This window comes from Actinokineospora lacus (assembly GCF_053813445.1).
In genome coordinates, this window is sequence record NZ_JBQERA010000003.1 from 133,452 (window position 1) to 145,569 (window position 12,118).

At 77.1% G+C, this 12,118-nt stretch carries 4 protein-coding genes; all 4 read right to left on the reverse strand.

The features are described from left to right. Positions 1-2 precede the first annotated feature (2 nt). Genes ACTG9Q_RS08730 through ACTG9Q_RS08745 form a run of 4 tightly spaced genes read right to left on the reverse strand, consistent with a single transcriptional unit; the run spans position 3 to position 11,963 of the window. On the reverse strand, positions 3-3,326 hold the full coding sequence (locus ACTG9Q_RS08730) for an amino acid adenylation domain-containing protein (protein ID WP_455572146.1): 3,324 nt from the start codon (positions 3,324-3,326) through the stop codon (positions 3-5). Beyond that, positions 3,323-5,596, reverse strand: coding sequence for a lantibiotic dehydratase (locus tag ACTG9Q_RS08735; RefSeq protein WP_455572147.1), 2,274 nt, complete (start codon positions 5,594-5,596; stop codon positions 3,323-3,325). Before ACTG9Q_RS08735 ends, ACTG9Q_RS08730 begins: the two co-directional genes overlap by 4 nt. Then, positions 5,593-8,571, reverse strand: a complete 2,979-nt coding sequence (locus tag ACTG9Q_RS08740) for a thioesterase domain-containing protein (RefSeq protein WP_455572148.1) — start codon at positions 8,569-8,571, stop codon at positions 5,593-5,595. Before ACTG9Q_RS08740 ends, ACTG9Q_RS08735 begins: the two co-directional genes overlap by 4 nt. After that, positions 8,571-11,963, reverse strand: a complete 3,393-nt coding sequence (locus ACTG9Q_RS08745; RefSeq protein ID WP_455572149.1) for a beta-ketoacyl synthase N-terminal-like domain-containing protein — start codon at positions 11,961-11,963, stop codon at positions 8,571-8,573. Before ACTG9Q_RS08745 ends, ACTG9Q_RS08740 begins: the two co-directional genes overlap by 1 nt. Positions 11,964-12,118: the final 155 nt, after the last annotated feature.

Here is a 12,118-nt window from a genome sequence, read left to right on the forward strand (position 1 = left end):
GGTCAGTCTCCTTGGGCGCCGCGGCGCGAAACGGGTCGGGACGGCCGGGGCCGGGCGCGCCGGGCGGCGGCGCGCTGGGCCGCCTTGGCCAACTCGGGTTGGCCACCGGCGCCGTCGAGGTGGCGGGCCAGGGCCCGCACGTTGGGGTGGCGGAACAGGTCGAGCAGCGGCACCGGCGTCCCGGTGGCCTGGGTGAGGCGGGCGTGCACCGAGGCCATGGCCATCGAGTTGCCGCCGATGTCGAAGAAGTTGTCCTCGGGTCGCACCGCGGGCACGCCGAGCACCGCGCACCAGATGCCCGCGATCAGCCGCTCGGTCGCGGTCTCCGGACCGCCGGGGGTGGCCCGCGCGGGCATGGGCGCGGCCTCCCGCACCGACGCGCGGACCGACGCCCGCGGCAGGTGCGGGGCGACCTCGGCGGCGGGGGTGTCCGGCGCGCTGGCGAGCGCGCCCGCCAACGCGGTCAGGTCGGCGAGCAGGGCGTCGATCCGGGCGGCGTCGAACAGGTCGGGGTTGTGGACGGTCTCGACGGCCAGCCGCGCGGGGTCGAGGTAGAGGGTCAGGTCGAACGGCGAGCCGGGCTTGGCCACCCGCACCGGCTCGGCGGCCAGGCCGGGCAGCCGCGCGGCCGGGTCGGCGAAGTCCAGGACGTTGACCATGACCTGCACCAGCGGGGTGCGGGAGGGGTCGCGGGGCACGCCGAGGGCGGCCACGATCTCCTCGATCGGGGCGGCGGGGTGCGCGGCGGCGCAGCGCAGCTCGTCGGCGCAGCGGGCGACCCGCTCGGCGAAGGTGCCGCCGCCGCGCAGCCGCACGGGCGTGGTGTCGACGAAGAACCCGACGACGTCGTCGAACTCCGGCAGCCCACGGTCGGCGACGACCAGGCCGACGACGTGGTCGTCGCCGCCGGTGAGCCGGTCGAGGAGTTCGCCGAACGCGGCGAGCAGGACCGTGGCGGGCGTGGTGCCCATCCGGCGGGCCAGCTCCCGGACGGTGTCGGCGGCCTCGACCCGGGCGGCGGCCTCGGCGCCGGAGTACGTCGGCACGGGCGGGCGGGGCCGGTCGCGGGGCAGGTCGAGCACGGTCGGGGCGCCCGCGAGGTGCGCGGTCCACCAGCGCAGGTCCTCGGGGCCGCCGGTCCGGTCGCGCTCGGCGCGCCAGAGTGCGTAGTCGGCGTAGCCCGCGCGCAGGGGCGGCAGGTCCTCCCCGGCGTAGGCGGCGGCGAGGTCGCGGTACAGCGCCTCCTGGGACCAGCCGTCGAACACCGCGTGGTGCAGGGTGATGCCCAGGACGTGCTCGTCGGGCGCGGTCCGGTACAGCCGCACGCGCCAGGTCTCGGCGGCCAGGTCCAGCGGGGTGGCGGCGTCGGCGGCGAGCCGGGCTTGCGGATCGGTCGTGGTGATCACCTCGACCGGCACGTCGGCGGGCTCGTCGCACACCGCGTACGGCACGCCCGCGGTCTGCCGGACGCGCCAGCGCAGCACGTCGTGGCGGGTGGCCACGGCGCGCAGCGCCCGGCGCAGCGCGGGCAGGTCGAGCTCGCCGCGCAGCCGGGTGGCCAGCGCGATGTTGTACGGGGCGCTGCTGGGGGCGAGCTGGTCGAGGAACCACAGCCGCTGTTGCGGCGGGGACAGCGTCGGCGCGCTGCCACTGGGCACGGGCGGGCCTGCCTGCGGCTCGGCCTTGGCCGCCCGCTCGGCGATGCCACCGACGGTGCGCCCGTCGAAGACCGCCTCCACCGCCAGGCGCACGCCGAGGTCGGCGCGCAGGGCGGCGACCAGGCGCATGGCCGCCAGCGAGTGCCCGCCCTCGGCGAGGAAGTCCGAGCCGCGCGACGGCACGCGCCCCAGCACCCTGGCCCACGCGTGCGCCACGGTGACCTCGACCGGGTCGGTGAAGTCCACAGTGGACGGCGTGTCGTGGACGAGCGCGGCCAAGGCGGCGCGGTCGACCTTGCCCGCCGGGGTGAGCGGCAGCGCGGGCAGGCGCAGCACCCGGGCGGGCACCATCGCCGCGGGCAGCCGCTCGGCGGCCAGCGCGGCGAGGTCGGCGGGCGCGGACTCCGGGGCCACGACCGCCACGAGCGCGTCGCCGTGGACCAGGACCGCGCACTCGGCGACGCCCGCGACGGCGGCCAGCACGGCTTCGGCCTCGGCGGGTTCGACCCGCTGGCCGCGGATCTTGACCTGGCGGTCGAGCCTGCCCAGGTACTCCAGCTGCCCGTCGGGGCGCAGCCGCACCCGGTCACCGGTTCGGTAGAGCCGCGCGCCTGCCGCGCCGGAGAACGGGTCGGGCACGAACCGCTCGGCGGTCAGCGCGGGCCGGCCGAGGTAGCCGCGGGCCAGGCCGGGACCGCCGATGAGGAGTTCGCCTTCCTCCGCCAAGCCCATGTCGGCGTCGACGACGTACGCCCGGTGCCCGCCGGTCGCCACGCCGATCGGCAGCACGTCCTCGGCGCCGCTGGCCTCGGCGGCGGTGACGTAGACGGTGGTCTCGGTGGGGCCGTAGACGTTGAGGAAGCGCCGTGGCCCGGCCAGCAGCCAGCGCCGGGCCAGCGCGGCGGGGACGACGTCGCCGCCGCTGAGCACGACGGTCCACTCGGGGACCGCGTGCGGGTCGACGAGGGCGAGCACCGCGGGGGTGAGCAGGCCCCAGTTGACGTGGTGCGCGGCGATGAAGCCGGTCAGCCGGGCCGGGTCGGCGCGGTCGGCGTCGGTGGCCAGCAGGACGCAGCCGCCCGCGGCCAGCGGCACGAGCAGGTCGATCACCGCGGCGTCGAAGCCCACCGACGCCGCCGCCAGCGCGCGCGTGCCCAGTCCCGCGCCGGTGCGGCGGGCGCACTCGGCGGCGAAGGCCAGCAGGTTGGCGTGGGTGACCAGCACGCCCTTGGGGGTTCCGGTGGAGCCGGAGGTGTAGAGGACGTAGGCCAGCCCGTCCGCCGCCGTCACCGGGTCCACCGACCCGAGAGAACCTGGCCGCACCACCGGGAGCGACGTCATCGAGTCCACATCGGACACCAGCGCGACGGCCCCGGAGTCGGCGAGCATGGCCTGCCTGCGGGCGGGCGGCAGCGCGGGGTCGAGCGGCACGAACGCCGCGCCGCTGAGCAGCACGCCCAGCAGGGCGGTGACCAGGTCGGGGGTGCGCGCCATCAGCACGCCCACCCGGTCCTCCGGCCCGGCGCCCAGCGCGCGCAGCTCGCCCGCCACCCCGCTCGCGCGGGCCCACAGCTGCTCGTAGGTCAGCGTCGCGTCCCACTGGCGGACGGCGGGTTCCTGCCCCCGCTCGCGCACCTGGGCGGCGATCAGCTCCAGCACGGTGCTCATCCGGCGCTCCTGGTCTCGTGGCGGACGGGGTCGGTGATCTGCAGGCGCAGCTCGCTGACGTACCCGCGCCCCTCGGCGTCGGTCAGCCAGGCCTGGTCCAGCGCGGGCAGCAGTTCGGTGAACACCACCGACACCCCGGGGCCGCCCTCGGTCCGCGCGGTGCGCAGCATCGAGGCGAAGACCTGCGCGTGCGCCGGGCCGGAGAAGTCGACGTAGCACGGCTTGGTCTCGGTGCCGATCTTGGCGAACACCCGCTCGGGCAGCCCCAGCCGCGCCCGGAGGCGGCGGGCGGCCAGGTAGCGCTCGCGCTCGCCGGTCACCTCGGCCAGCCCGGTCTCGGCGACGGTCGCGCGCCACGTCTCGCGGGCCACCACCAGCTCGCCGATGGTGGTGCGCGGGGTGTGCGCGGCCGGGGCCAGCAGCTTGAAGCTGTCCATGAGCTGCGCGCTGAGCAGGTCGTGGAACGCCTCCAGCAGCGGCCAGGCCGAGCCGTCGGGCAGGCGCAGGATCAACTCGCCGTCCACATCGGACACGAGGCACGCGGTGGCGGGCACCGAGCGCTCCAGGTCGGCGCCGTCGGTGTCGCCGATGCCCAGTTCGCGGTCGTGCGGGCCGTCGAGGCCGTGCCGGGTGCGGCCGGTCTGGCGCGGGTAGTCGGCCGGGTAGAGCACGCGCAGCCGGGCCGGGCCGAGGTCGTCGTCCAGCCCCGCGCGCAGGGCGGCCTGGTCGGGGTGCCAGACGGTGAACAGGGCGCTGTCGACCGGGGTGCTGGCCGGGTGCAGCTCGCCGAGCACGAACTGGCACTCGCCGCGGTTGACGGCCTCGACGTCGGGGGCGCAGACCTGGATGTCGGGGCTGTGCACCCGCGCCGACGGCCAGCCGGGCCCGTCGGCGGCGAACAGCTCGGCCGCCCGCGCTCGGGCGTCCTCGGCGCTCACGGTGACCGGGCCGGAGCTGTCGAGTCCGAACAGGACGGACCAGCGCCGGGTGAACTCGGCGGCGATGCGGTCGGCGGGCTGGTCGGCGCCGGTGAACAGCAGGCCCTGGCTCATCGTCCACAGGTCCGAGAGCCGCACCGGCCCGGTCTGCTCGGCGTACAGCTCGCGCAGCCCCGCGGTGATGGCCGCGCCGAGTTCGGCGGTCAGCCACCGGGCGGCGCGCAGCACCACGTCCAGCGGCGCGGCGATGCGGTCCAGCAGCTCGGTGCCGACGGTGACGTCGACGTCGCGCGCGGTGTCCTCGTAGACCAGGGTGCGCCCGGCGTACGCGCGCCCGCTGCGCCTGCGCGGCTCGACCCCGGTGACGGCGACGAACTCCGCGTCCAGCAACGCCAGGGCCTCGGCCAGGCCGGGGCCGGCGACCACCCGGTCGCGCGCCGCCCGCAGCCGGGCGAACCCCGCCTCGGCGCGCGCGCGGGCGGTGTCGTCGCCGATGGCGGCGATCCGCCCGGCGAGCACGTCCTCGGCGCGCGGGCTCAGCGGCAGCGCCGCGTCCCAGTGCAGCACCCCGCGCTGTACGAACCGGTCCAGCAGCAGGTAGGTGTCCTCCGGCGTCCGCAGCAGCCCGGCCTCGGCCACCTCGACGGCGGGCCTGCCGTCGCACAGCGCCAGCACCGCCGCCTCCACAGTGGACAGCGGGGTCGGCTGGTGCAGCGGGACGACGACCGTGCCGTCCTCGATGCTCACGTGCGGGCGCGGGCGCACCGGCCACCAGCGGCGCACCAGGGGGTCGGCGGCGAGCCGGTCGGCGTAGGCGGCCATCGCCCACGCCTCGAAGAACACCCGCCTGGCGCGCACCGCCGAGGGCCCCGGCCGCACGCTCAGCGCCGGGCCGCCCTCCTCGACGCGCACCCAGCAGACCGGCCCGAAGAAGCCGATCGTCTCGCTCTTGCCGCAGTAGCGCTGCCAGTAGCGCAGCAGCGCCTTCTCCCGGTCGCGGCGCCGCACGTTGCGCCGCGCGTGCGCCCCGCCCGCCACCAGCCCGTCCACGGCGACGAGGACCGCGGGGTTCTGCCAGGTCACGGCCTCGCGCAGCAGCGGGTCCGCCGCGGTCTCCGATGCCGCCGCCGCTGCCCGGCCCAGCGCGTCGTCGAACGCCTTGGCGAAGACGTCATCGGCCACGGTCCCCGCGAGGAAGTCATCGGCGAGCGGCGCCAGCTCGGGGTCGGCGAAGCGGTCCAGGCCCGCGGCCGGGAAGCCCGCCGAGCGCAGCAGCGCGTCGCGCCAGACCAGCCAGCCGGTGTCGCCGAGTCCCACCAGGTGCGCGCTCATCGGCCCGCCCCGTCCACCAGGTGCAGGCGCAGCTCGGAGGTGTAGCGCCTGCCGTGGGCGTCGGGCACCCAGCACTCCTCCGGAGCGGGCAGGGCCTCGCTGATCGTCACCGACACGCCCCCGCCCGCCTGCGCGACGGCGGCGCGGACCATCGCGCACAGGGACAGGGCGAAGACGGGGGCGGTGAAGTCGACGTAGCAGGGCTTGGTCTCGGTGCCGATCTTGACGAACACCCGCTCCGGCAGGCCGAGGCCTGCCCGGAAGCGGCGCACGGCCAGGTAGCGCTCGGCGTCGCCCGCCGCGTCGGTCATCCCGGTCTCGGCGGCGGTCGTGCGCCAGGTCTCGCGGGCCACGACCAGCCGGTCGACGGTGATGCGCGGGGTGTGCGCCGCGGCTGCGACCAGCTTGAAGCTGTCGACCGCGTGGGTGGCCAGCAGCGCGGAGAACACCTCGACCAGCGGCAGGCGGCGGCCGTCGGGCAGGACCGCGACCAGGCCGCCGTCGCGCTCGACGCGGACGGCGGTGGCGGGCACGAGCCGCGCGCGGTCGGCGCCGGGGGCGGCGGTGAAGCCCAGCTGCAGGTCGGTGCGGTGGACCAGGCCGTCGCCGAGGCGGCCGGTGCGGCGGGGCCAGTCGGCGGGGAACAGCGGGCGCACGCGGGTGCCGCCCAGGTCCTCGGCCAGCCGGGCGCGCAGGCGCTCCGGGTCCGGGTGCCACGAGGCGTAGACCGGGCAGTCCAGCCCGGCCCACGCGGTGTGCAGCTCGCCGAGGACGACGGTGTGCTCGCCGCGGTTGATCTGATCCACCGTGGACGCGCAGACCTGCAGGTCCGGGCTGTGGATCAGCCCGGCGGACCAGCCCGCGCGGGTCGCGGGGAACGCCTGGGCGGCCCCGTCGGCGAGGTCGGCGGAGCGCAGGTCCAGGCGGGGGCCGTCGGCGGTGTCGAGGCCGAACAGCCGCGACCAGCGGGCGGCGAACTCCGCCGAGACCGCGTCGACCGGGCGCGGGCCGTCGCCGTAGAACAGGCCCTGGGCGAGGAACCACAGGTCGGCCAGGGACACCGGCCCGCCGTCGGCGAGGTCGTCGTACAGCTCGGCCAGCGCGGTGGAGTACGCCTCGGCGAGGGCGACGGTGAGCCAGCGGGCGGCGCGCAGCAGCAGGGCCAGCGGTTCGGCGACGGCGTCGAGCAGGGCCGCGCCGATGACGACGTCGAGGTCGCGGGCGGTGTCCTCGTAGACGAGGGTGCGCGCGGCGTAGGTCTGGCCGCCGTCGCGGCTGGCCGCCCGGCCGGTGATGTCGGTGAACACCGCGTCCAGCTCGGCCATCGCGGCGCTCAGCGCGCCGGGGTTGCCCGCCGCGGCGGCGACGGCGTCCCGCGCGTCGACCAGCCTCGCCACCGTGGCCTGCGCGGCGGAGCGCACGTCGGGCTCGCCGATGGCGGCGACGCGGGCCAGCAGCACGTCCTCGGCGGCCGGGCCGACGGGCAGGTCGGCGTCCCAGGTCAGCACCTCGCGCTCGACCAGGCGCTCCAGCAGCAGCTCGACGTCGCGGACCTGCTCGCCCAGCGCCTCGACGACCGCGCAGGCGGGCCTGCCGTCGCACAGCGCCACGACAGCGGCCTCCACCGGGGACAGCGACAGCGGCGGGCGGGCGGGGCGCAGCACCTCGCGGTCGTGCACGCTCAGGTGCGGCGCGGGCCGCGGCGGCATCCAGGCGCGCACGGCGGGGTCGGCGCACAGGGCCTCGGCGACGGCGGCCAGCGCCCACGCCTCGAACCGGACCCGCCTGCCGCGCACCAGGGCCGGGCCGGGGACGGCCGAGACCGGCGGGGCGTCGGCGGTCACGGTGACCGGCAGCTCCGGGCCGAAGAACCCGATGGTCTCGTTCTTGGCGCAGTAGCGCTGCCAGTAGCGGCCCACGACCAGCCGCTGCCTGCGCCGGGTGCTCGCGCGGGCCGAGAGGCCGCTGGTGAACCGGCGGGCCAGCTCGGCGTTCTGCCACACCAGGGCCTCGGCGAACAGCGGGTCGGCCAGCACGCCGTCGAGCCGCTCGTCGGTGCGGGCCAGGGCGTCTTCGAGGTGTTTGGCGTAGACGCCGGTGTCGGTGTCGGCGCCCGAGAGCACCGCGTCGGCGGCCTCGGCGGCCTCCGGCTCGGCGAACCAGGTCAGGCCCTCGACGGGGAACCCGGCGGTGCGCAGCTCGGCGTCGGGCCACACCGACCACTCGGTGCCGCCGAGGCGGACGCGGTCGTCCACCCGCGCGGGCAGCAGCTCGCGAAGCCCGGCCAGCAGCTCGGACTCGTTGTCATGCAGGAAGAAGTGGCCGCCGGGGAACTCGCGCAGGGCGAAGCCCGCGTCGGTGTGCACGGCCCAGGCCGCGGTGTGGGCCGCGCTGACGGCCCGGTCGCCGACGCCGTGGCACGCGGTGACCGGCACCGGCAGCGGGGGCTCGTCGGTGTGGACGTAGTCGTCGATCCAGGCGAAGTCGGCGCGCAGCGCGGGCAGCAGCAGCTCGACCAGCTCGGCGGAGTCGGCCACCTCCCGTGGCAGCCCGCCGCCCTCGGTCAGCCGCCGCACCAGCTCGTCGTCGTCCACCCGGGACAGCCCGTCGAACACGGTGGTGTCGCGCAGGTGCGGCGCCCGGCAGCCGCCGACGACCAGCCGGGCGGGCAGCGGCGCGCCCGTGCGGCGCAGCTCGCGGACCACCTCGAACCCCAGCCGCGCGCCCATCGAGTGCCCGTACAGCGCGTACGGGCGGTCGACGCGGGCGGCCAGCGCGGCAGCGATCTCGGCCACGGTGAACCGCGGGTCCTCGCCGATGCGGCGCTCCCGGCCCGGCAGCGCCAAGGCGTGCACCTCCGCGTCGAGCGCGTCGGGCCACGCGGCGAACGCCGACGGGCCCGCGCCCGCGTAGGGCAGGCAGAACAGCTGCGCGGCCGCGCCGGGGCGCGGGACGCGGTTGAGGAACCACTCCACTACAGGACTTCCTTGGCAGGCGGGTCGATCCAGTACCGGGAGCGCTGGAACGGGTAGGTGGGCAGAGGCACGCGGCGCACGGGCAGCCCGGCGAAGTCGGCGGCCCAGTCGACGAAATCGCCCGCCTCCCAGCGGGCGGCGGACTCATCACCGACCACAGTGGAACCGTCGAGGCGGGCGTCCAGCTCGGCCAGGGCCGTGGCCTCGGTGCACACAACCGCGACGCGGCAAGGGAACGCGCGCCTGCCGACGGCGAGGGTGTAGGCGACGTCGGCGAGGCGCGGCGCGTTCTCCGCGAGGTGCTCGCGCAGCCGGACAAGCGCCTCGCGCAGGGCGATCGGGTCGCGCGCGGAGACCGGCAGCACCCAGACCCGGTCCGGGCACGCCGCCGGGGGGTCGGCGTCGGCCTGCTCGACCAGCACGTGGGCGTTGGTGCCGCCGACGCCGAAGGAGCTGACCCCCGCGACCCGCCGCTGCCGGACGGGCCAGCCGACCAGCTTCGTCGGCACGGTGAACGCGCCGAGGTCGACGTCGGGGTGCGCGGCGGTGAAGTGCAGGCTCGGCGGGATCAGCCCGTGGCGCACCGCCAGCACGGCCTTGACCAGGCTCGCGATGCCCGCGGCGGCGTCGAGGTGGCCGATGTTGGTCTTCACCGACCCCAGCGGGCACCCGTGCTCGCCGAAGACGTCGGTCAGCGCGGCGGCCTCGATGGCGTCGCCCAGCGGCGTGCCGCTGCCGTGCGCCTCGACGTAGCCCACCTCGGCCGGGGCGACCCCGGCCGAGGCCAGCGCCTCGGCGATCGCCTCGGCCTGCCCGGCGGGGCTGGGCACCGCGTACCCGGCCCGCCCGGCGCCGTCGTTGCCGACCCCCCAGCCGGGCAGCACGGCGTAGACGTGGTCGCCGTCGGCCACCGCGTCGGCGAGCCTGCGCAGCACCACCACGCCCACCCCGGAGCCGAACCCGGTGCCCGCGGCGTTCTCGTCGAAGGCCCGGCAGCGCCCGTCCGGCGAGGCCATGCCGCCCGCCCGGTGCCGCGGCCAGGTGACCGCCACGCCGCCCGCGATGGCGAGGTCGCAGCGGTAGTCGGCCAGGCTCTGCGCCGCCTCGCACACCGCGACCAGGGCGCTGGAGCACGCGCTCTGCACCGCCATCGCCGGACCGGTCAGGCCCAGCCGGTAGGCGACCTGGCCGGGCAGGTGGTCGGGCTGCTGGCGGGACAGCAGCCCGCCCTCCCAGTCGTCGGGGTCCACATCGGACACCGCGGGGTTGCCGAACAGGTGGTACAGGAAGTAGCGGTTGACCGAGGCGGCGGCGAACACCCCGACGCGGCCGGGCTCGGTGGCCGGGTCGTGCCCGGCGTCCTCCAGCGCCGCCCACGCCGACTCCAGGAACAGCCGGTGCTGCGGGTCGGTGGTGGCGGCCTCGGCGGCGGTGAAGCCGAAGAAGTCCGCGTCGAACTCCTCGACGCCGGGCAGCACGCCGTGCCCGCGCACGTGCGCCGGGTCGGCCAGCAGGCCGGGGCCGATGCCCAGGGCGGCCAGCTCGGCGGTGGTGTGGTCGTGGACGGAGTCCACGCCCGCGCACAGGTTCCACCAGAACGCGGCCGGGTCGTCGGCGCCGGGAAACCGGCAGGCCAGCCCGACCACGGCGATCTCGTCGCCGGTCTCGGCCCGCTCGACGGGCGCGGCGCTCTCGGCGCTCTCGGTCGCCCCGTTCCCGGTCGCCCCGTTCCCGGTCGCCCCGTTCTCGGTCGCGCCGTCGAGGAAGCGGGCCTGCGCGGCGACGGTCGGGTGCTGGAACAGCCGGGCCGGGTTCAGCTCGACGCCGAAGGCCGCCGCCAGCCGCGCGCGCAGCACGCCCAGGCTCAGCGAGTGCCCGCCCGCGTCGAAGAACGCCACGTCCAGCCCCACCGACGGCACATCGAGCACCGCGCACCAGGCGTCGTGCACGGCCCGCTCGGTGTCGGTCATCGCCCGCCCCGGCGTCCCGGCGGCGGGCTCGGGCAGCGCCCGCTCGTCGACCTTGCCGGTGACCGTCAGCGGGAAGGCCGCCAGCGCGACCACGGCCTGCGGTACGCAGTACGGCGGCAGCGCCTCGGCGACCGCGGCCCGCAGCGCGGCCGGGTCGGCGGCGGCGTCCTCGACGTAGCCCAGCAGCCGCCCGTCCCTGGCGATCACCCTGGCCCGCGCGCCGGACGCGGCGGCCAGCGCGGCCTCCACCTCGGCGGGCTCGACGCGGTGCCCGCGCACCTTGACCTGCCGGTCCGCCCGGCCCAGGCAGCGCAGCACGCCGTCGGGCAGCACCTCGCCGAGGTCGCCGGTGCGGTAGGTCGGGGTGCCGTCGGCGTCCACGCCGAAGCGGTCGCCGGGGCCGGAGAGGTAGCCGCGGGCCAGGCGCTCGCCGACGACGGTGATCTCGCGGTCGTCGGCCAGCCGCAGGGCGTAGCCGGGCAGCGCGGCGCCGATGGGCAGCGGGCCGTCGCCGGTGGCGGGGACCTCGGCGGCGGCCACCTGGAACTGGGCGGCGAAGGTGACCTCGGTGGCGCCGTAGCCGTTGACGAACACGCAGCCGGGGGCGAAGGCGTTCCGGCCGCGGCGCAGGTCGGCCCAGGTGGCCTGCTCGCCGCCGAGCAGGACCGCCCGCACCGAGGGCAGGGAGCGCCCGTAGTCGAGCAGGTACCGGTACAGCGTGGGCGTGGAGTGGTACACCGTGACGGCGTGCTCGGCCAGCAGCCGGGCGGTCTCGGCGACCCCGGCGGCGCGCACGTCGACGGGGACGACCGCGGCGCCGGTCAGCAGGGCGGGGAACAGGTCGGGGATGGCCGCGTCGAAGGACAGCGAGGCCAGCAGGCTCAGCCGGTCGGTGGCGTCGACGCCGAGGGTGGCGATCTGGTTGTCCACCACGTGGCGCAGGTTCGGGTGGGTCTGGGCGACGGCCTTGGGCTCGCCGGTGGACCCGGAGGTGAACAGGACGTAGGCGGTCTCCCCCGGCTCGGCGACCTCCAGCGGCGCGTCCGGGAGCCGATCGATCCGGACGGCGGGCAGGTCGCCGGGTTCGCCCCCCGCGTCGGTGACCACGGCATCGGTGACCACGGCGCTGATGCCCGCGACGGCGGCCATCATGGCCCGCCTGCGCGCCGGGAACGCCGGGTCCAGGGGGACGTAGGCGCCGCCCGCGGCGAGCACGCCGAGCACGGCGGCGATGGCCGAGGGCCCGTGCGGCAGCGCCACACCCACTCGCGTGCCCGGCGCGAGCCCGGACAGCGCCCGCGCCACAGCCCCCGCGCGGGCGGCCAGCGCCGCGTAGGTCAGCGGTTCAGCGCCACCCACCGCGAGCGCGGTCGGCCACCGGCGCGCGGCGTCGGCGAAACCCTGGACGACCGTCCGTCTCATCCGACGGCACGGCTTGGGCGGTCGGACTTGCCCGAGCACGTCATCGACGTCCCCTTCCCCCTGTTACGCGATAACAGGGGGAGGCTAAGCACAGTCGGTGACTCGGAATCGCGGTAGGAAGAAAGTTGCGCAAGACGTATCAGTGCGACTGGACC

Coding starts and splice junctions, on each gene's coding strand:
- ACTG9Q_RS08730 (WP_455572146.1), bottom strand. CDS start 3,326: ATGAGCACCGTGCTGGAGCTGATCGCCGCCCAGGTGCGCGAGCGGGGG.
- ACTG9Q_RS08735 (WP_455572147.1), bottom strand. CDS start 5,596: ATGAGCGCGCACCTGGTGGGACTCGGCGACACCGGCTGGCTGGTCTGG.
- ACTG9Q_RS08745 (WP_455572149.1), bottom strand. CDS start 11,963: ATGAGACGGACGGTCGTCCAGGGTTTCGCCGACGCCGCGCGCCGGTGG.